We start from the raw sequence: 19,816 nt of genomic DNA on the forward strand, positions 1-19,816 counted from the left end.
TTTGTGTTTCCCAAACCAAATGACGCTTATTGGGTCAATAAGCCTGTCTTTTAGTTACGTTCGAGGTCGATATCGATACCCAGCGAACGGATTTCCTTGACCAGCACGTTGAACGATTCCGGCATGCCGGCGTCGATCACGTGGTCGCCCTTGACCAGGTTCTCGTACACTTTGGTACGGCCATTCACGTCATCGGACTTGACGGTCAACATCTCTTGCAAGACATACGACGCGCCATACGCTTCCAGTGCCCACACTTCCATCTCACCGAAGCGCTGACCACCGAACTGGGCTTTACCACCCAGCGGCTGTTGCGTCACCAGCGAGTAAGGACCGGTCGAACGTGCATGCATCTTGTCATCGACCAGGTGATGCAGTTTCAGCATGTGCATCACGCCGACAGTGACCTTGCGCTCGAATGCTTCACCGGTGCGACCGTCATACATGGTCACCTGGTTTTTCGACGGGGTCATGCCGAGGTTCTTGGCGATCGCGTCAGGGTAGGCCAGGTCCAGCATGCGGCGGATCTCTTCTTCGTTGGCGCCGTCGAACACTGGGGTGGCGAATGGAACACCTTTTTTCAGGTTTTCCGCCAGCTTCATGATTTCTTCGTCGTCAAACGCGTCCAGATCTTCAGCGCGGCCGTTTTCGTTGTAGATCACGGTCAGGTACTTGCGCATTTCTTCGGCTTGCGTGTGCGCCTTCAGCATTTCGCCGATACGGATACCCAGACCCTTGGCAGCCCAGCCCAGGTGAGTCTCGAGAATCTGACCAACGTTCATCCGCGAAGGAACGCCCAGCGGGTTCAGCACCACGTCGGCTGGCGTGCCGTCGGCCATGTAGGGCATGTCTTCCACAGGAACAATACGGGAAACCACACCCTTGTTACCGTGGCGACCTGCCATCTTGTCGCCCGACTGCAGGCGGCGTTTCACGGCCAGGTACACCTTGACCATTTTTTGCACGCCTGGTTGCAGCTCATCGCCTTGCGTCAGCTTCTTGCGCTTCTCTTCGAAGGCCAGATCGAACTGGTGACGCTTCTCGTTGATCGATTCCTTGATCGCTTCGAGCGCTACCGCCGCATCGTCGTCCGCCGGGCGGATGTCGAACCAGTGGTATTTGTCCAGATCGTCCAGGTATTCCTTGGTGATCTTGGCGCCTTTGGCCAGCTTTTTAGGGCCGCCGTTGACAACTTTGCCGATCAGCATTTTTTCCAGACGCTGGAAGGCATCGCCTTCAACGATACGCATCTGGTCGTTCAGATCCAGACGGAAGCGTTTCAGTTCGTCATCGATAATCTGCTGGGCGCGTTTGTCGCGCACGATGCCTTCACGGGTGAAGACCTGCACGTCGATCACGGTACCGATCATGCCCGAAGGCACGCGCAGCGAGGTGTCTTTCACGTCCGAGGCTTTTTCGCCGAAAATCGCGCGCAGCAGCTTCTCTTCCGGGGTCAGCTGGGTTTCGCCTTTTGGCGTCACTTTACCGACCAGGGTATCACCGGCTTGTACTTCGGCGCCGATGTAGACGATACCGGACTCATCCAGACGAGCCAGCTGGTTTTCAGCCAGGTTCGAGATGTCGCGCGTGATTTCTTCCGCGCCCAGTTTCGTGTCACGGGCCACCACCGACAACTCTTCGATGTGAATCGAGGTGTAGCGGTCGTCCTTGACGACGTTTTCCGAGATCAGGATCGAATCTTCGAAGTTCAGACCATTCCATGGCATGAAGGCCACGGTCATGTTCTGGCCCAGCGCCAATTCACCCAGGTCGGTCGATGCGCCGTCGGCGATCACGTCGCGCTTGGCAACACGGTCGCCCACTTGCACGATAGGACGCTGGTTGATGTTGGTGTTCTGGTTCGAACGGGTGTACTTGATCAGGTTGTAGATGTCGACGCCGACTTCACCAGCCAGTGCTTCTTCATCGTTGACGCGAATCACGACACGGCCCGCATCGATGTAATCGACGATACCGCCACGCAGCGCTTGCACGGTGGTGCCCGAGTCGACCGCAACGGTGCGTTCGATACCGGTACCGACCAGCGCTTTTTCAGGACGCAAGCAAGGCACAGCCTGGCGTTGCATGTTGGCGCCCATCAATGCACGGTTCGCATCATCGTGTTCGAGGAACGGAATCAGCGAGGCAGCGACGGACACGATCTGGCCTGGCGCCACGTCCATGTACTGGATGCGCTCCGGGGAGACCAGGATGGTTTCGCCAGCTTCACGGGCCGAGACCAGTTCATCGGACAGCATGCCGGCGTCGTTGATGGTCGCATTCGCCTGAGCGATGATGTAGCGGCCTTCTTCGATGGCGGACAGGTAGTCGATCTGATCGGTGATCTTGGAGCCTTCGACCTTGCGGTACGGAGTTTCCAGGAAGCCATATTCATTCAGGCGGGCATACAAGGCCAACGAGTTGATCAGACCAATGTTCGGACCTTCCGGTGTCTCGATCGGGCAGACGCGGCCGTAGTGGGTCGGATGCACGTCGCGCACTTCAAAGCCGGCGCGTTCGCGTGTCAGACCGCCGGGTCCCAGGGCCGATACGCGGCGCTTGTGGGTAATTTCCGACAGAGGATTGGTTTGGTCCATAAACTGCGACAACTGGGACGAACCGAAGAACTCGCGAATCGCGGCCGAAATCGGCTTCGAGTTGATCAGGTCGTGCGGCATCAGGTTGTCCGCTTCGGCTTGGCCGAGGCGTTCCTTGACGGCGCGCTCAACCCGCACCAGGCCGGCGCGGAATTGATTCTCGGCCAGTTCGCCCACGCAACGTACGCGGCGGTTACCCAGGTGATCGATATCGTCGACTTCGCCGCGGCCATTGCGCAGTTCCACCAGGATCTTGATCACGGCCAGCACGTCGTCGTTCGACAGGGTCATGGCGCCGGTCAGTTCATCGCGGCCAATGCGGCGGTTGAACTTCATGCGGCCCACGGCCGACAGGTCGTAGCGGTCCGAGTTGTAGAACAGGCCGTTGAACAGCGCTTCGACCGAATCTTCCGTTGGCGGCTCGCCTGGACGCATCATGCGGTAGATCGCCACTTTCGCAGCCATCTGGTCGGCGGTGTCGTCGATACGCAGGGTTTGCGAGATGTAGGCGCCCTGGTCCAGGTCGTTGGTGTACAAGGTCTGGATTTCGGAAATGCTGGCGTCGCGCAGGCGGCCCAGCAGGTCTTCGGTCAGCTCATCGTTCGCGGAAGCGACGACTTCGCCGGTGTCGCCATCGACGATGTTCTTCGCCAATACGCGGCCCAGCAGGTAGTCTTCCGGTACGGAAATGTGCTTGATGCCGGCAGCTTCGATATCACGCACGTGTTTCGCGTTGATACGCTTGTCTTTCAGCACCAGGGTCTTGCCCGACTTGTCGACGATGTCGAAACGCGCCACTTCGCCGCGCAGACGCTCGGAGACGAATTCCATCTCCGCGCCTTCGGAGCGCAGGTTGAAGTTGTCGAACACGAAGAAGTTCGCCAGGATCTGCTCGTGCGACATGCCGATGGCTTTCAGCAGGATCGTCACTGGCATCTTGCGGCGGCGGTCGACGCGGAAGAACAGGATGTCTTTCGGGTCGAACTCGAAGTCCAGCCACGAACCGCGGTAAGGAATGATACGCGCGGAGAACAGCAGCTTGCCCGACGAGTGGGTCTTGCCGCGGTCGTGCTCGAAGAACACGCCCGGCGAGCGGTGCAGCTGGGAAACGATGACGCGCTCGGTGCCATTGATAACGAACGAACCGGTGGTCGTCATGAGCGGCAATTCGCCCATGTAGACTTCCTGTTCTTTCATTTCCTTGACGACCGGCTTGGTCGGCGATTCCTTGTCCAGGATCACCAGGCGCACTTTCGCGCGCAGCGGCGACGCGAACGTCAGGCCACGTTGTTGACATTCTTTGACGTCAAAGGCAGGATCACCCAAAACGTACGACAAGAATTCGAGGCGCGCAAAACCATTGTGCGACACGATGGGGAAAATCGAAGTGAAGGCCGACTGCAGGCCATCGTTCTTGCGGCCGGACGGTGCTATGTCCTCTTGCAAGAAGCTATGATAAGACTCGAGCTGGGTCGCCAGCAGGAACGGAACGTGGTGAACGTTGGCGCGCTTCGCGAATGATTTGCGAATGCGTTTCTTCTCAGTAAATGAGTAGTGCATGGACACTCCGTGAGTGACAGAAAGGATAGAAAATTCAGGTTTTGCAAGTGCTCGTTTGCAACATTCGCGGCTGCGTGTGACACAGACGAAACCTCAAGGCTCTGCTTTCCGGCTTGAATCGAATAAAAACTGCGGCTTACAACGACTACAAATACGATGCGGACGACAAAGGAGCCAAAGTCGGATTTCCCCCCTTGCGAGGGGAAACCTCAGACTTTGACTCGGGCGCTAACTGACGCCAGTACAGATATTACTTGATCGAAGCGGTTGCGCCGGCTTCTACCAGTTTCTTCTGTGCAGCTTCAGCGTCAGCTTTCGACACTGCTTCTTTCACAGTTTTTGGTGCGCCATCGACCAGGTCTTTAGCTTCTTTCAAGCCCAGGCCGGTGATTTCGCGAACTGCTTTAATGACGCCAACTTTGTTTGCGCCGAAGCTGTCCAGGATGACGTTGAATTCGGTTTGCTCTTCAGCTGCTGCTGCTGGGCCTGCTGCAGGACCGGCCGAAGCCATTGCTGCTGCCGATACGCCGAATTTTTCTTCGAAAGCTTTGACCAGGTCGTTCAGGTCCATTACGGACATGGCGCTAACTGCTTCCAGGATGTCGTCTTTGCTAATTGCCATTTTGAAACTCCTAAATTTATTACGTTAGTTACATCAGATTGGTACTGAGAGAAAAAAGCGCGCGCAATTAAGCGGCTGCTGGGGCTTCTTCTGCTGCTGCTTCTTCTGCAGGAGCTTCGGCGCCTTCGCCTTTTTTCGCTGCCAGGGCAGCCAGACCACGTGCAAAGCCCGAAACCGGAGCCAGCATAACGCCCAACAACTGCGAAATGAGGACTTCACGGCTAGGAATGCTCGCCAACGCGGTGACAGCAGCTGTATCCAGCGGCTTGCCTGCGTAGTTACCTGCTTTGATGACCAGTTTATCGTTGGTTTTAGCGAAGTCAGCGATGACTTTAGCTGCTGCAACGGCATCGGCCGAGATCGAGTAGATCAACGGGCCGGTCATGGCATCTGCCAGGCTGGCGAATGCGGTACCTTCAACGGAGCGACGAGCCAGAGTGTTTTTCAACACACGCAGGTACACGCCTTGGGCACGCGCTTTAGCACGCAGTTGCGTCAAGTGACCAACCTGGATGCCACGATATTCGGCCACGACGATGGTTTGCGCATTTGCTACTTGTGCGGAAACTTCGGCGACAACGGCCTTTTTGTCATTCAGATTGAGACTCACGGTCAACCTCCTTAAATGATGTTCAGCGATCACAACCGAGTGGTTGAGCGCCTTGCATCGGTTCGAACACGGCGTCCGAAGTCAAGAAGTACTAAACTGAGCGGATGGATTCACGCAGCATGAGGACTACAAAACTTGTTCGGGTACACCATCTGCGTTGGGCACTGGCCGTTGCCGGCCAGCCTATTAACCTTCTGCATGTGTGATCGCAGTCGGCCCAACGGTCTTTGATTGTCTGCCGGCACGGTGTAACACCATGCCGACAGCCCAAAGATGCGCCCGCAGCGCCCGAAGGCGCGCGGGACTTGATTCTTTACTTAAGCTGCCAGGCTGGCCTGGTCAACACGGACGCCAGCGCCCATGGTCGACGACAGCGAAACCTTGCGCAGGTACACGCCTTTGCTCGATGCTGGCTTGGCTTTGTTCAGCGCGTCGATCAGTGCGACCAGATTCGATTTCAGATCTGCGTCAGCGAACGATTTACGGCCGATGGTAGCGTGGATGATACCGGATTTGTCGGTACGGTACTGAACTTGACCGGCTTTCGCGTTTTTCACGGCGGTAGCGACGTCAGGAGTAACAGTGCCAACCTTCGGGTTAGGCATCAGGCCGCGTGGGCCCAGGATCTGACCCAGGGTACCAACGATACGCATGGTATCTGGCGAAGCGATGACGATGTCGAAAGGCATGTCGCCGGCTTTGATCTGCTCGGCCAGGTCTTCCATACCAACGATGTCGGCGCCAGCAGCTTTGGCCGCTTCCGCTTTTTCGCCCGACGCGAAGACAGCCACGCGTACGGTCTTGCCGGTGCCAGCTGGCAGCACGACGGAGCCGCGCACAACCTGGTCGGATTTCTTAGGATCAACACCCAGTTGTACCGATACGTCGATCGATTCATTGAACTTGGCGGTTGCGCACTCTTTGATCAGCGCGACAGCGTTGTCGAACTCGTACGCTTTGGTACGGTCAACTTTGGCTTTGAAAGCCTTGATACGTTTGGATAACTTAGCCATTATACAACACCTTCCACCGTGATACCAATCGAACGTGCGGAACCAGCGATGGTGCGTACGGCAGCATCCATGTCGGCAGCGGTCAGATCAGGGGTTTTCAATTTAGCGATTTCTTCAGCTTGTGCGCGGGTCAGCGTACCGACTTTGTCGGTATGTGGCTTCGGCGAACCTTTGGTGATCGCTGCAGCTTTTTTGATCAGATAGGTTGCTGGTGGCGTCTTCATCACGAAGGTGAAGGACTTGTCAGCAAATGCGGTGATCACGACTGGAATCGGCATGCCTGGCTCCAGACCTTGGGTCTGTGCATTGAAGGCCTTGCAGAATTCCATGATGTTCAGACCACGTTGACCCAGAGCTGGACCGATTGGTGGGGATGGGTTTGCTTTACCAGCTGGCACTTGCAGCTTGATAAAACCAATGATTTTCTTTGCCATGATGGCTCCTATCTTGGATTGAGTAGTAGCGCCCCGCCGATCCTACCCTGGCGGGGCTCCTCTGACCGGATTTCGCAGTAACTCTTGCGACGCTCCTGGTGGCGCTTGATACAGACTTAAACTTTTTCGACCTGGCCGAATTCGAGCTCCACCGGGGTGGCGCGGCCGAAGATGGTGACCGACACGCGCACTTTCGATTTCTCGTAGTTGACTTCTTCGACGTTGCCGTTGAAATCGGTGAACGGACCATCCTTGATGCGGACTTGCTCGCCCACTTCGTACAAGGTTTTCGGACGGGGTTTTTCAACACCTTCCTGCATCTGGCGCATGATGGCATCGATCTCGCGCGCGGAAATCGGCGTCGGCTTGTTCGATTTGCCACCGATGAAACCGGTAACCTTGCTGGTGTTCTTGACCAGGTGCCAGCTTTCGTCCGTCATTTCCATTTCCACCAGCACATAGCCAGGGTAGAAACGACGTTCGGTGACCGACTTCACACCATTCTTGACTTCAACCACTTCTTCGATCGGCACCAGGATCTGGCCGAACTGGTCTTGCATGCCGGCGCGTTCGATGCGCTCGGTCAGTGCACGCATGACGCTTTTTTCCATGCCGGAATAAGCATGCACGACGTACCAGCGTTTGCTGCTGACCGGTACGCTCAGCGCTGCGCCAGATTCCGTTGCCGGAACGTCGCCAGCTGCGGGTGCCGCGTCATCTTGCACATTTTCGCTCATTATTTTTTCCAACCAAGAATTATGTCATACAGCAAAAACTCAAGCAATTTATCCGTGCCCCACAGGAAAATCGCCATGACCAGCACAAAGGCAAACACGATCGCGGTGATCTGCGTGGCTTCTTTGCGGGTAGGCCAAACGACTTTCTTGGTCTCGCGTACGGCTTCTTTGGCGAAATTCAGGAATTCACGGCCGGTCGTCGAGACATACAAGAGCGCAACAGCAATAACCAAACCAGCCACAAGCGCGCTTGCACGCACCAGAGCTGGTTGGCCTGCCAGGTAATAAAACCCGACTACTCCTGCAATCGCAGCCACTACTGCCAGCGCGACTTTTATCTTGTCACTCGACGTGCTAACGGTTTGCACGGATTGATTTGACATTTTTCTACTTTCGGTGCCCTGCACCTTGACGGTGGCAGGGACGGAGGGCATCGAACCCCCAACCTTCGGTTTTGGAGACCGACGCTCTGCCAATTGAGCTACGTCCCTACGTAAAACTTTTGTGGAGTGCTATTCTACCACCCGAGACACCCCGAGTGGAAGCATAACGTTTCCTTATGCGAGAATTTTTGCAACCACGCCGGCGCCAACAGTACGGCCACCTTCGCGGATAGCGAAGCGCAGGCCTTCTTCCATCGCGATCGGGTTGATCAGCTTGACGGTGATCGACACGTTATCGCCTGGCATGACCATTTCTTTGTCTGCCGGCAACTCGATCGAACCGGTCACGTCCGTCGTACGGAAGTAGAACTGTGGACGATAGTTGTTGAAGAATGGCGTGTGACGGCCGCCTTCGTCTTTCGACAGGACATAGATCTCGCCGGTGAAGTGGTTGTGCGGCTTGATCGAGCCTGGTTTTGCCAGAACTTGACCACGTTGCACGTCTTCACGCTTGGTGCCGCGCAGCAGCAGACCAACGTTGTCGCCTGCCTGACCCTGGTCCAGCAGTTTGCGGAACATTTCCACGCCGGTGCAAGTCGTTTTGACGGTATCGATGATGCCGACGATTTCGATCTCTTCGCCGACCTTGATGATGCCGCGCTCGATACGACCGGTCACCACGGTACCGCGACCCGAGATCGAGAACACGTCTTCCACTGGCATCAGGAAAGCACCGTCAACAGCGCGCTCTGGGGTAGGGATATAGGAATCGAGGGCATCGGCCAGACGCAGCACTGCGTCAACGCCCATTTCGCCTTCTTTGCCTTCCAGCGCCATACGGGCCGAACCTTTGATGATAGGCACGTCGTCGCCTGGGAATTCATATTTCGACAACAGCTCGCGCACTTCCATTTCGACCAGTTCCAGCAGTTCTGCGTCGTCGACCAGGTCGCACTTGTTCAGGAACACGATGATGTATGGAACGCCAACTTGGCGGGCCAGCAGGATGTGTTCGCGGGTCTGTGGCATCGGGCCGTCAGCTGCCGAGCACACCAGGATCGCGCCGTCCATCTGGGCTGCACCGGTAATCATGTTCTTGATGTAATCGGCGTGGCCTGGGCAGTCAACGTGCGCGTAGTGACGCGAAGCCGTTTCGTACTCGACGTGGGCGGTGTTGATGGTAATGCCGCGTGCTTTTTCTTCTGGAGCCGCATCGATCTGGTCGTATGCTTTGGCTTCGCCGCCGAATTTCTTCGACAGAACCGTTGCGATTGCAGCGGTCAGCGTGGTTTTACCGTGGTCGACGTGGCCGATGGTGCCGACGTTGACGTGCGGCTTGGTCCGTTCGAATTTACCTTTTGCCATTTTGAACTCCTAATGATTTGATTAGATTGCTCAGGCACACGCCCGACGGTCTGGTTTGAATTGCTTCTGTGTTGCCTGCTGCGAATTCTGGTGCCCTTGACGTGGATCGAACACGTGGCCTCTCCCTTACCAAGGGAGTGCTCTACCACTGAGCTACAAGGGCTGTAATTTTGCTGCATGGATGCATAAAGCATCTGAACGGGAACTGGAGCGGGTGAAGGGAATCGAACCCTCGTCGTAAGCTTGGAAGGCTTCTGCTCTACCATTGAGCTACACCCGCGAGGTATCGTTCACTTATCTTCACTTGCTTACCCAGTTTTCTTGCAAAAACTTGGTGGAGGGGGCTGGATTCGAACCAGCGTACTCGAAAGAACAGATTTACAGTCTGTCGCCTTTAACCACTCGGCCACCCCTCCGCGGGAACCGCAGAGTATGAAGCATCTACTCACAACTGTCAACCTTGTTTCGCATCGCTTGCTGCTGCATTTGCTTATAAAGAAGAAGTTGGCTGCTTCGGGGCGTGATTATAAGCCCCAAAATTAATAATGTGCAAGGGTTGGCGAAAAATTTTTGCATTTTTTTTGTGCCCCCTGCTTGCACCCCGCATTTTCCCGTGCCAGCACCCGGTTCAACGGGCGTCAGGCGGGTGCATCCAGGCAGCGCCGCCCGGCTTGTACTTGCGCAGCAACTGCTGGTGCAGGCCCGACAGCACCGGCAATTTGGGGTTGCGCGGGTCGAGCCGGCGCACGCCGGCGATCAGGCTCAATACCTGCTGGCCCAGGCGCTCATCCCAGCCTTCATGCTCCAGGCATTTCAGCACCGCCACGGCGGCGTTGAACACCACTTGCGGATTGTCGGGCAGGCGCGTGACGGCCTCGCTCATCAGCTCGACGGCGCCGCGGAAGTCGCCCTGCCCCGCCTTGGCCGCACCGGCGGCCACCATATCGGCCACTTCCTGGCGGCTTTGGCGCGCCAGCGCCTTGGCCAGTTCGTCGCGGCCGCTTTGCTCGAACACGGCCATCGCGCGCGTCATGGCCGCGCTGTCGGGGGCATTGCGCATCACCTCGCGCATCACCTCGGCCGCGCCATCCTCGCGCCCATGGGCCAGGCAGTAGCGCGCCAGCTCCGTCTTGACCGCGTTCGAGGCGCCGCCGCTGTGGCGGTTGGCGGCCAGCGCCGCGTCCAGCGATTCCTGCAGGCGCACCTGGTTGCCGGTCTGGCCATGCAGCATGGCGCTGCACAGGGCGCTGCACAGCTCCGTGTTCGGCTGGCCGCCCATGGTGCGGTCCAGCTCGCGGATCACGGCGCCGGCCTGCAGCGGATCGTTCTTGCGCACCAGGGTCTGCACCAGGCGCACATGGTCTTCCGGATCGCGGAATTCCGAATACTTGGCCTTGCCGACCACCAGTTTCAGCACCTTTTCCGCCATGTCGACGTCGTCGGCCGCCAGCGCGGCCTCACCCAGGCGGCGCAGGCGGCGCACCGCGTGCGGCGACAGGGCCACCGCGTCGGCCAGCGCGTTTTGCGCCGCCTGCTGGTGGCCTTGCGCCTGGTGCGTGCGCGCCAGCCAGTCATAGGCGTCGAGAAAACGCTTGTTGTTGTCCAGCAGTTCTTCCAGCATCGCCTGCGCGGCCGGGTAATCGCCCTGCAGGAACTGCGTCTTGGCCTGGCCCAGGCGGGCCCAGCCGATCGCCTTGGCTTCATACAGCGAAGCATAGATGGGCTCGGCCTCGGCCGCCTCGCCCAGCAGCAGGTGCAGTTCCGCGCGCAGGCGCAGGAAATCGGTGGCGTAGCGCGGATACAGGCTGGCCCCTTCGCCGCAGGCGGCAATCGCGCCGCGCTCGTTGCCCACATCGATCAGCTCGTGCACCGGCATGAAGGCGGCGCGCTTGTCGACGGCGCGCGCGATGCGTTCCAACATGTTGTCGGCCGTGAACGGTTTCAGAATGTAGTCGGTCGGCAGCAGCTCGACCGCGCTGACCACCTTGGCAAAGCTGCCTTCGCCGGTGACCATGAAAAACATGGTCGAGGCGTGGATCAGGCGGTGGTGGCGCAGGTCTTCCAGCATCTGCTGGCCGTCCTGCCCGCCTTCGAGGTCGTATTCGCACAGGATCAGGTCGTAGCTGCGGTTGCCCAGCATGCGGATCGCCTGGCTGGAACTGGCGGCGTCGTCGATCTTGGCCAGGCCGCACAGATTGAGCATATTGTGCAGGCTCGAGCGCATGCCGCCATGCGGCTCGATGATCAGGGCCGACAGCCCCTTGAAGTCCTTCATGTCGCGCACGGCGGCATCAGGCGGCGTGCTCCGGATGCCATAGCTGCGGTTGGTTGTCGATCAGGTCGAGCAGCGCGGCCACCACTTCCGGATCGAACTGGCTGCCGCTCCTCTGTTCGATATACTCACGCACCTGCGGATACGGCCACGGCTCCTTGTAGGGCCGCTCATGCAGCAGGGCGTCGAACACGTCGACCACCGCCACGATGCGCGCGGCCAGCGGGATCGCGCGCCCCTTCAGGCCGTTCGGATAGCCGGCGCCGTCGAAATGCTCATGGTGACCGCCGGCGATCTGCGCGCCATAGGTCAGGTAGCTGACGCCGTCGACCATATTCGCGGCCCGCTCGAGGATGGTGCGCCCGACGCTGGCGTGCAGCTGCATCTGCGCCCTTTCCTGCTCCGTGTGCAGGCCCGGTTTCAACAGCACCGCGTCCGGCGTGGCTACCTTGCCGACGTCGTGCAGGATGCTGGCCAGGCCGATCATGTCGAGCAGTTGCGGCGTCAGCTCGTCAAGGTAGACGCCGCGCAGCTTCAGGCGCTGGGCGATGGCGTCGGTCAGCTGCTGCACCCGCCGCACATGGCCGCCGGTGTCGCTGTCGCGAAATTCGGCCAGGTCGGCCAGCGCCACCACGGTCGCTTCCTGGGCCTTGCGCAACTGGCCGAACATGTACAGATTGTCGAAGGCGGCGGCGATGCGCTCGCAAAACACTTCCAGCAAGTCGCGCTGGATCGGCGCCAGCGGCCACGGCGGCGTAATCGAAATGGCCAGCTCGCGCTGGCTTTCCGTATGGATGAACAGCACATTGGCCGGATGCTCGAACTGGCTGCGCTTTTCCGCAAACGCCTTGTCGATGGCCGCCGTCAGGGCGTGCCCGGGCGGCATCGCGTTTGATTCGGCCAGCGCCGCGTAGCTGCCGGTGGCGGCCACCACCTCGGGCTGGCCGGCGCCGCCCTGCATCAGGCACAACACGCCGTCGGCGCCCACGTCGAGGATGGCGCTGACCTGGTTCAGCACGCCGGAGGCGAATTCACGCAGGGAATGGATCTGGTACAGATTGGTGGCGCCGGCCAGGATCTTGCCCAGGCCGATGCGGCTGCGCTCGAGCATCATCAGGCTTTCATACGCGCGCAGGGCCGAAATAACGGTGGTAAACAGCTTTTGCGTGGTCAGCTCGGTCTTCGCCTTGTAGTCGTTGATGTCGTATTCGACGATCACGCGCTGCTCGGGCGCCTGGCCCGGCTGGCCGGTGCGCAGCACCACCCGCACGATATGATTGTTCAGTTCGGCGCGGATGCGCTTGGCCAGGATCAGGCCCGCATCGTCGGTTTCCATCACCACGTCGAGCAGCACCAGCGCGATATCGGGCGTATCGCGCAGGATATCGAACGCTTCGCGGCCGCTGTAGGCGGAAAACAGCTCCAGCTCGCGGCCCTTGAAATTGACATTGCGCAGCGCCAGCCGCGTGACCGCATGCACATCGACGTCATCGTCAACGATCAGGACGCGCCACAGGCGCTGGTCAGGCGCCGCCGCTCCCGTCGGGGCGGCCACTGGCTCATCCTCGTCGAGCAGCCAGTTGTCGTCTGCATCGGCTGTGAGGTCGGTCATGGATACTCCTAAGGATTAAATACGCAAGAAACGCCGCTGCTTGATGCCTGTCAAGGATAATCAGATTAGATGCTGCTTACAACAGGATTCTGCGTCTCTTCCTGCGCCCGTGGCGGGCTGGCCGGCGGCGTGGCCACGCTGCCGCTGCTTTTGCCGCCACAGCCTTCGCTGCCCGGCTCGACCGCCTGGTAGCGCACCTCGTACTTGCCGCTCGCCAGTTGCTCGACGGTCAGCTTGTCATGCGCCAGCAGGTACAGATAGCGCACATTGGCGCGCCGTTCCAGGTCGAACAGCTTGACGAATACCGGTGTGGCATTGGCGCTGTTGTCCAGGATGATGGACAGGTCCTCGCCCTTGTTGCTGATGGCAAAACCGCTCACATAGCCGGACTGCAGCGGCCATGGCTCGCCATTCGGCGCCACCAGCGCCTGCGCGCCGCCATCGCAGGCGGGCAGGCCCGCCTTCAGGATCAGCTGCGACACGGCCAGCACTTTGATTTCCGGCATCTTCGGCTGGGCCGGTTCGGGCGCATAGGGCTTGCCCACCGCCCAGCTGTCGATGGCCACCGCCTCCGCCTTGGAGTCGGCCTTGGCCTTGGCGTCAGGCTCGTGACCCGCGGCGGCATCCGGCTTGACGCCATCGCGCGCCAGGCCATTCCAGGCCGAGGCCAGCGCGGCCGGCACCTCGGGCGCGCTGCCCTGCACCAGCAGGGCGCCCAGCCAGCCCAGCAGCAGGCAGACAACCAGGCTCAGCCACCAGCGCCAGTTGCGCCATAGCGGGGTGGCGGGCCGCCTGGGCCTGGACGGCGGCACGTCCTGCGCCCAGCCATGCTCCTGCTGTGGCGCATGCGCGCGGCCGTCCTTGCGTTTTCCTTCTTCCTTGCCGTCTTCGCGGTGGGTGCTTTCCAGCCATTCGATTTCCCATTCCTCGGCCGCGATCCACTCGTCGTGCTCCTTGCGGCGCAGCGGGTCGGACAGGGTGCCGTAGGCGCTGTTGAGGATGGCCATGATGCGGGCCGCCTTCTCGTCGCCGGGATTCTTGTCGGGATGGTATTTCTGGCTCAGGGCCTTGTACGCGGCACGTATGACTTCCTGCGGCGCCAGGCGCGCCACTTTCAGGTTGTCATAGTGTGTATGTATCTTTCCCATCGTTCTATCTTGAAATCCGTACGCGGCGACGGGTGTTTGCCGGCGGCAGCCAGGCGGTATCGATCATCATATACGATTTGACAAGATGAACCATGGCCGGCGGCGAAAATACACGGCCGGCCACGCGACACTTGATCACAGGCGGTGGCTGCGGTCCGCCGACAACAGGGCGTCCGGCAATGTCACGCCATGGCCCACCGCCAGTACCTTGAACAATTCGCCCATTTCGGCCGGCGAGACCAGCTTTTGCAGCGCGATCGATTGCGGCAAAAAGGTTTTCGCCTGTTCCGGGTCGCTGCGCATCAGCAGGTCGCCGATGCCGGCACCGAGCAGGAACGATGCCTGGTTCATGTACGCCAGCACCTCCAGCCCCGCCTCCTGGGCGGCCAGCGCCATGGCCGTGAAGTCGACATGGGCCGTGATGTCCTGCAGGCCGGGCAAATAAAACGGGTCGGCATGCGCATGGTGGCGGTAGTGGCACATCAGGGTGCCGGTGGCGCGCAGGCCCAGGTAATACTCGTGGGCCGGAAAACCATAGTCGAACAGAACCGCGGCGCCGCCGCGGCCCGCCGTCAGCATGCGCGCCAGCGAGCGCATGAAGCCGCAGGCCACGCCGTGGATTTCCGTCACATAGCCGACCGGCAGCTGGTCGGCCTCGGGCACTTGCGCGGCGATCTGCGCGGCCACCTCGCCGCCGGCGGCGCGTTCCACATACACAAAGCGGCCATCGGCGATGCCGACATCGAGTTCGCACCAGCCGCTGGGGGTCTTGCTGATCAAACTGACAGGCATGGCGTCGAGCACCTCATTGCCGAACACGGCGCCTTCGAAACTGTCCGGAAAGCCGTCCAGCCACACCACCTGTGGAAACGCGGCCAGGGCTGCTTCCTGGCGCGCGCGCAATTCGCCCGACAATTCGACGATCGCATACTGTTCTACATGGATGCCGGCGCTGGCCGCCTCGGTCAGGATATCGAACGCCAGCTTGCCGGTGCCGGCGCCAAATTCCAGGATGCGGGGGGCCGTTTGCGCCATAATAGCGGCTGCCACATGGGCCAGGGTGGCGCCGAACAGCGGCGATATTTCCGGTGCGGTTGTAAAATCGCCATGTTCGCCCAGCTTGGCGGCACCGCCGCTGTAATAGCCAAGATCGGGCGCATACAGCGCCAGCTCCATGAAACGGGCAAACGGAATGGCGCCATCGTGCCGCGCGATCTCGGCGGCGATCAGGTGCTGCAAGGCATGGGACGCGGCCAGCGCGTCGCTATCGGGTTCGGGTAGGGACATTCCCGCATTGTAGCGAATCGGCGGCGCATGCCGCCAGTAATGGCCTGCCCGCCACCCTCACCACACGCATAAAAGTACATGAACCATTATTCAACTGACAAAGCACACAGCACATCCAAGGTCGCCCTGGTCACGGGCGCGGCGCGCCGCATCGGCCGCGCCATCGCGCTGGGCCTGGCGCGCGACGGCTGGGATATCGCCGTGCACTACCGCGATTCGCGCGACGACGCCCTGAGCCTGGTCGACGAGCTGCTCGCTTTGGGCCGGCGCGCCCATGCCTTCCAGTGCGACCTGGCGCAGGAGGCCCAGGTACGCCAGTTATTGCCGCAGGCGCAGCAGCAGCTGGGCCGCATTACTTGCGTGGTGAATAACGCTTCGTTGTTTGAATACGACAATGCCGGCGATTTTTCCTTTACCGCCCTGGACGCCCATATGCACGCCAACCTGGCCGCGCCCGTGCTGCTGGCGCAGGCGCTGTACCAGGCCACGCCGGCAGGCGGGCAAGCCGTGGTGATCAACTTGCTGGACCAAAAACTGTACAATCTCAATCCTGATTTTTTGTCGTACACCTTGTCCAAGGCCGCGCTGCTGTCGGCGACCACCATGCTGGCCCAGGCGCTGGCGCCGACAGTGCGCGTGGTCGGCATTGCTCCCGGCATCACCATGGTGTCCGGCGATCAAAGTGTAGCGAACTTCGTCAAGGCGCATGAAAACACCCCGCTGGGGCGCTCCAGCACGCCGCAGGACGTGGCCGATGCCGTCTGCTACGTGGCCGGCGCACACGCGCTGACCGGCACCACCTTGCTGGTCGATGGTGGCCAGCACCTGATCGGCTTGCCGCGCGACGTCATGTTCCTGGCCAAATAAATCAGCAGCCGCACCGAACACTCCTCTATAGAGCAACACGAAAAGGTAAAACCATGTCATCCGCCCTGTACCACCCCCGCCTGGCCGATTGCCGGCGCCTGTTCCTGCGCAATTACGAAGTGCTGATCAATATCGGCGTGTACGACTTCGAGAAAAAGGGCGAGCAGCGCGTCCTGATCAATGTCGACCTGTATATTCCGCTGGCCCAGTCGACGCCGAAAGACGATCAACTGGACGAAGTGGTCGACTACGACTTCATGCGTGACACCATCGCCAAACGCATGGCGCAAGGCCATGTGCAGCTGCAGGAAACCCTGGTCGACGATGTGCTGGCCGCCATGCTGGCGCACCCGCGCGTGCGCGCCGCGCGCGTGTCGTCGATGAAACCGGACGTGTATCCGGACTGCGAAGGCGTGGGCGTGGAAGTATTCCAGATCAAGGATGCGGCATGAGCGAGGCAATCATGGAAGTGACGACGACGGCGGTGGAAATCCCGGCCAATATCGAAGCGCAGAAACTGGCGCGCAAGAAGGCGGAAAAGATCGCCCTGGAAAACAACAAGCTGCACAAGCGCCTGTGCCGTCTGGTGGGGCAGGCGATCGGCGACTTCAACATGATCGAAGAAGGCGACAAGGTGATGGTGTGCCTGTCCGGCGGCAAGGACAGCTACGCCCTGCTCGACATCCTGATGACCCTGCGCGAACGGGCGCCGATCCACTTCGATATCGTGGTGGTCAACCTGGACCAGAAGCAGCCGAACTTCCCGCCAGAAATTTTGCCAGCGTACCTGACGGAACTGGGCGTGGCCTTCCATATTGAAAACCAGGATACCTACAGCATCGTCAAGCGGCTGATCCCGGAAGGCAAGACCACCTGCTCGCTGTGCTCGCGCCTGCGCCGCGGCATCCTGTACCGTGTGGCCGACGAACTGGGCGCGACCAAGATCGCGCTGGGCCACCACCGCGACGATATCCTGGAAACTTTTTTCCTGAATATGTTCTTCGGCGGAAAACTGAAAGGCATGCCGGCCAAGCTGGTGTCCGACGACGGCAAGCACATGGTGATCCGTCCGATGGCCTACGTAAAGGAAGAAGACACCGAGCGCTATGCCGAAGTGAAAGGTTTCCCCATTATTCCATGCGACCTGTGCGGCTCGCAGGAAAACCTGCAGCGCAAGCAGATCAAGGCCATGATGCGCGACTGGGACAAGAAATTCCCGGGCCGCGTGGAAAGCATCTTCTCGGCCATGTCGAACGTGGCGCCGTCGCACCTGATGGATGGCAAGCTGTTCGGCTTTACCGACCTGAAAGCGGACGGCCTGGCCAATCCGATGGGCGATATCGCGTTCGATGAGGAACCGTGTTCGACGCCGACCACGTTTGGCGCGACCATACCGCTGCAGGCGGTGTGAGGCCTGGCGGCGCCACCATTGCGATGGCGCCGCAACTGACTGCTTAAAACTCTTCCCAGTCATTATTTGCCAGCGCTTTAGCCGCTGGCAATTTTTTTGGCGATACCGCCGTGCTGCGGGTGGCCGCACGGGCTGCCGGCGCCGCCGCGCGCACCGTTGCGGCCGCTGCCGGACGGCGCAGCAAGCCCGCCTGTTCGCGCAGCTTGAAGACGCTGACCACCTGCGCCAGGCCATGGGCCTGGTCCTGCAGCGAGCCGGCGGCCGCCGCCGCTTCTTCCACCAGGGCCGCATTTTGCTGGGTCACGTGATCCATTTGCGCGATCGCCTGGTTGACCTGCTCGATGCCGTGCGTCTGCTCGGTACTGGCGCTGGAAATTTCGCCGATGATGTCGGTCACGCGCTTGACGCTGGCCACCACTTCATCCATGGTCGCGCCTGCCTGGTCGACCAGTTTCGCGCCGATATCGACCTTGCTGACCGAGTCGTCGATCAGGCCCTTGATTTCCTTCGCCGCCGCCGCCGAGCGCTGGGCCAGGCTGCGCACTTCACCCGCCACCACCGCAAAGCCGCGGCCCTGTTCGCCGGCGCGCGCCGCCTCCACCGCCGCGTTCAGCGCCAGGATATTGGTTTGAAAAGCGATGCCGTCGATCACGCTGATAATGTCGACGATCTTGCGCGACGAGGCATTGATCGAGCCCATGGTGGCCACCACTTCGGCCACCACCGCGCCGCCACGGCTGGCGATGCCGGCCGCCGTGATGGCCAGCTGGTTGGCCTGGCGCGCATTGTCGGCGTTCTGCTTGACGGTGCCGGTCAGCTCTTCCATCGACGAGGCCGTTTCTTCCAGCGAGCCGGCCTGCTGTTCCGTGCGTGACGACAAATCCAGGTTGCCGGCCGCGATTTCGCTCGAGGCGGTGGCGATGCTGTCGGTACCGCTGCGCACCTGGCTGACGATGTCCACCAGGTTGTGGTTCATATTGCCCAGGGCCGTCAGCAGCGCGCCCATTTCATCTTTCGCGGTGGTGGCGACGCTGTGCGTCAGGTCGCCGGCGGCCACGGTTTCGGCCAGCGCCAGCGCCTGGCGCAGGGGACGCGTGATGCCGGTGGTCAGCAGCCATGAGCACAGGATGCCGAAGCCCACCGCAAACAGCGTCAACGAGCGGATGATGCGAGTGTCCTGCACGGCCGAGGCGTCGATCTGCTTGGCGGTGGCGTCGATGCTGACGCGCTGCAGGGTCACCAGTTCCTGCAGCAGGTCCTGGTAGACCTTGGCCGCCGGCGTAAACGAGCCGTCGAGAATTTTTGCCGCACCCTCGACGTCGCCGTCGGCCTTGGCCTTGACGGCGCCGTCGCGCGAGGCGCTGTACAGCTTGCGCTGTTCGAGGATTTTCGCGAACAGCACTTTTTCCTGTTCGCCCGAAATCAGCGGTTCGATCTGTTTCAGCAGTTCCGCAGCGCGCTTGACGGAGGCGGCCGAGTCTTCCTTGAAGTACGGTCCCAGCGCAGGGTCGCTGCTCTTGACGATGGCGGCGGTGCGGCGGATCGATGCGAAGTTCAGGCCGTACCAGTCGGTAATCAAGCGCTCCTTGGTCAGCGGTTCGGCCATCATGGCGCGGGTCGAGGTGGCCACTTCATTCAAGCGCCAGATGCCCACGGTGGCGATCACCACGGTCATGGCCAGGATCAGCATGAAGCCGATGCCCAGCCGTTTGCCGATCTTGATATTTGCGATAAAACTCATCATGTCTTTTCTCTAAATTAGTGCAATAGGGATATTTTTAATTCCATATGGAATTTTTTATATTGCAGATTATACATTATCAAAATATCTCCGCCCCATTTATTGATTTTAGGAAATGTTTCTGTTAAGTTAAAAAACACCTTGTTCACAGTGGGCG

At 60.1% G+C, this 19,816-nt stretch carries 16 protein-coding genes and 4 tRNA genes; 3 read left to right on the plus strand and 17 right to left on the minus strand.

Annotated features, from left to right (window positions below):
* Positions 1–50: 50 nt before the first annotated feature.
* From rpoB to ACP7B7_RS13665, 16 genes are all read right to left on the minus strand, one after another.
* Positions 51–4,157, minus strand: coding sequence for a DNA-directed RNA polymerase subunit beta (rpoB, locus tag ACP7B7_RS13590; protein ID WP_308923502.1), 4,107 nt, complete (start codon positions 4,155–4,157; stop codon positions 51–53).
* Between the two features lie 250 nt (positions 4,158–4,407).
* A complete protein-coding gene (gene rplL / locus ACP7B7_RS13595) occupies positions 4,408–4,779 on the minus strand; it encodes a 50S ribosomal protein L7/L12 (protein ID WP_010394320.1) in 372 nt (123 codons plus the stop codon).
* A 67-nt stretch (positions 4,780–4,846) separates the two neighbouring features.
* Entirely contained in the window at positions 4,847–5,389 is a 543-nt protein-coding gene (gene rplJ, locus ACP7B7_RS13600) for a 50S ribosomal protein L10 (protein ID WP_029496119.1), read from the minus strand.
* Positions 5,390–5,706: 317 nt separating this feature from the next.
* A complete protein-coding gene (rplA, locus tag ACP7B7_RS13605) occupies positions 5,707–6,402 on the minus strand; it encodes a 50S ribosomal protein L1 (RefSeq protein ID WP_065310183.1) in 696 nt (231 codons plus the stop codon).
* Positions 6,402–6,836: a 50S ribosomal protein L11 gene (gene rplK / locus ACP7B7_RS13610; protein ID WP_034753131.1), complete on the minus strand. Its 435-nt coding sequence runs from the start codon at positions 6,834–6,836 to the stop codon at positions 6,402–6,404. The genes rplA and rplK overlap by 1 nt, the downstream gene beginning before the upstream one ends.
* 116 nt (positions 6,837–6,952) lie before the next feature.
* Positions 6,953–7,573: a transcription termination/antitermination protein NusG gene (gene nusG / locus ACP7B7_RS13615; protein WP_094442924.1), complete on the minus strand. Its 621-nt coding sequence runs from the start codon at positions 7,571–7,573 to the stop codon at positions 6,953–6,955.
* Positions 7,573–7,956: a preprotein translocase subunit SecE gene (gene secE, locus ACP7B7_RS13620; RefSeq protein WP_065310327.1), complete on the minus strand. Its 384-nt coding sequence runs from the start codon at positions 7,954–7,956 to the stop codon at positions 7,573–7,575. The genes nusG and secE overlap by 1 nt, the downstream gene beginning before the upstream one ends.
* A gap of 32 nt (positions 7,957–7,988) precedes the next feature.
* A tRNA-Trp gene (locus ACP7B7_RS13625) sits at positions 7,989–8,064 on the minus strand.
* A 66-nt stretch (positions 8,065–8,130) separates the two neighbouring features.
* Positions 8,131–9,321 (minus strand): elongation factor Tu, encoded by a 1,191-nt coding sequence (tuf, locus tag ACP7B7_RS13630; protein ID WP_065310157.1) that lies wholly within the window; start codon positions 9,319–9,321, stop codon positions 8,131–8,133.
* Between the two features lie 88 nt (positions 9,322–9,409).
* Positions 9,410–9,484: transfer RNA gene (locus tag ACP7B7_RS13635), tRNA-Thr, on the minus strand.
* A gap of 43 nt (positions 9,485–9,527) precedes the next feature.
* A tRNA-Gly gene (locus tag ACP7B7_RS13640) sits at positions 9,528–9,601 on the minus strand.
* Between the two features lie 52 nt (positions 9,602–9,653).
* A tRNA-Tyr gene (locus ACP7B7_RS13645) sits at positions 9,654–9,737 on the minus strand.
* 212 nt (positions 9,738–9,949) lie between these two features.
* Positions 9,950–11,596: a response regulator gene (locus tag ACP7B7_RS13650; protein ID WP_308925639.1), complete on the minus strand. Its 1,647-nt coding sequence runs from the start codon at positions 11,594–11,596 to the stop codon at positions 9,950–9,952.
* Positions 11,597–11,612: 16 nt separating this feature from the next.
* Positions 11,613–13,205 (minus strand): DUF3369 domain-containing protein, encoded by a 1,593-nt coding sequence (locus ACP7B7_RS13655; RefSeq protein ID WP_426077010.1) that lies wholly within the window; start codon positions 13,203–13,205, stop codon positions 11,613–11,615.
* A gap of 65 nt (positions 13,206–13,270) precedes the next feature.
* Entirely contained in the window at positions 13,271–14,353 is a 1,083-nt protein-coding gene (locus ACP7B7_RS13660) for a J domain-containing protein (protein WP_426077012.1), read from the minus strand.
* Between the two features lie 135 nt (positions 14,354–14,488).
* The gene (locus ACP7B7_RS13665; protein WP_426077013.1) at positions 14,489–15,640 is read right to left on the minus strand and encodes a class I SAM-dependent methyltransferase; all 1,152 of its coding nucleotides are present in this window, start codon (positions 15,638–15,640) and stop codon (positions 14,489–14,491) included.
* 78 nt (positions 15,641–15,718) lie between these two features.
* On the opposite strand from ACP7B7_RS13665, the gene ACP7B7_RS13670 reads away from it, so the two are divergent.
* The 3 genes from ACP7B7_RS13670 to ttcA are packed head-to-tail and all read left to right on the plus strand — an operon-like array spanning position 15,719 to position 17,918.
* Positions 15,719–16,507 (plus strand): SDR family oxidoreductase, encoded by a 789-nt coding sequence (locus ACP7B7_RS13670; RefSeq protein WP_426077014.1) that lies wholly within the window; start codon positions 15,719–15,721, stop codon positions 16,505–16,507.
* A 53-nt stretch (positions 16,508–16,560) separates the two neighbouring features.
* Positions 16,561–16,959, plus strand: a complete 399-nt coding sequence (locus ACP7B7_RS13675; RefSeq protein ID WP_308923498.1) for a dihydroneopterin aldolase — start codon at positions 16,561–16,563, stop codon at positions 16,957–16,959.
* Positions 16,956–17,918 (plus strand): tRNA 2-thiocytidine(32) synthetase TtcA, encoded by a 963-nt coding sequence (gene ttcA, locus ACP7B7_RS13680; RefSeq protein WP_308923497.1) that lies wholly within the window; start codon positions 16,956–16,958, stop codon positions 17,916–17,918. Before ACP7B7_RS13675 ends, ttcA begins: the two co-directional genes overlap by 4 nt.
* 43 nt (positions 17,919–17,961) lie before the next feature.
* Here the strand turns inward: ttcA and ACP7B7_RS13685 are convergent, their stop codons facing one another.
* Entirely contained in the window at positions 17,962–19,659 is a 1,698-nt protein-coding gene (locus ACP7B7_RS13685) for a methyl-accepting chemotaxis protein (RefSeq protein WP_426077080.1), read from the minus strand.
* Positions 19,660–19,816 lie beyond the last annotated feature (157 nt).

The sequence above is a fragment of the Janthinobacterium sp. PSPC3-1 genome (assembly GCF_049896105.1).
GTDB lineage: Bacteria > Pseudomonadota > Gammaproteobacteria > Burkholderiales > Burkholderiaceae_D > Janthinobacterium.

Excerpts from the sequence above, each read along its gene's own strand:
- rpoB (WP_308923502.1), bottom strand. The coding sequence starts at position 4,157 with ATGCACTACTCATTTACTGAGAAGAAACGCATTCGCAAATCATTCGCG.
- rplL (WP_010394320.1), bottom strand. The coding sequence starts at position 4,779 with ATGGCAATTAGCAAAGACGACATCCTGGAAGCAGTTAGCGCCATGTCC.
- rplA (WP_065310183.1), bottom strand. The coding sequence starts at position 6,402 with ATGGCTAAGTTATCCAAACGTATCAAGGCTTTCAAAGCCAAAGTTGAC.
- rplK (WP_034753131.1), bottom strand. The coding sequence starts at position 6,836 with ATGGCAAAGAAAATCATTGGTTTTATCAAGCTGCAAGTGCCAGCTGGT.
- nusG (WP_094442924.1), bottom strand. The coding sequence starts at position 7,573 with ATGAGCGAAAATGTGCAAGATGACGCGGCACCCGCAGCTGGCGACGTT.
- secE (WP_065310327.1), bottom strand. The coding sequence starts at position 7,956 with ATGTCAAATCAATCCGTGCAAACCGTTAGCACGTCGAGTGACAAGATA.
- tuf (WP_065310157.1), bottom strand. The coding sequence starts at position 9,321 with ATGGCAAAAGGTAAATTCGAACGGACCAAGCCGCACGTCAACGTCGGC.
- ACP7B7_RS13650 (WP_308925639.1), bottom strand. The coding sequence starts at position 11,596 with ATGAAGGACTTCAAGGGGCTGTCGGCCCTGATCATCGAGCCGCATGGC.
- ACP7B7_RS13655 (WP_426077010.1), bottom strand. The coding sequence starts at position 13,205 with ATGACCGACCTCACAGCCGATGCAGACGACAACTGGCTGCTCGACGAG.
- ACP7B7_RS13660 (WP_426077012.1), bottom strand. The coding sequence starts at position 14,353 with ATGGGAAAGATACATACACACTATGACAACCTGAAAGTGGCGCGCCTG.
- ACP7B7_RS13665 (WP_426077013.1), bottom strand. The coding sequence starts at position 15,640 with ATGTCCCTACCCGAACCCGATAGCGACGCGCTGGCCGCGTCCCATGCC.
- ACP7B7_RS13670 (WP_426077014.1), top strand. The coding sequence starts at position 15,719 with ATGAACCATTATTCAACTGACAAAGCACACAGCACATCCAAGGTCGCC.
- ACP7B7_RS13675 (WP_308923498.1), top strand. The coding sequence starts at position 16,561 with ATGTCATCCGCCCTGTACCACCCCCGCCTGGCCGATTGCCGGCGCCTG.
- ttcA (WP_308923497.1), top strand. The coding sequence starts at position 16,956 with ATGAGCGAGGCAATCATGGAAGTGACGACGACGGCGGTGGAAATCCCG.
- ACP7B7_RS13685 (WP_426077080.1), bottom strand. The coding sequence starts at position 19,659 with ATGAGTTTTATCGCAAATATCAAGATCGGCAAACGGCTGGGCATCGGC.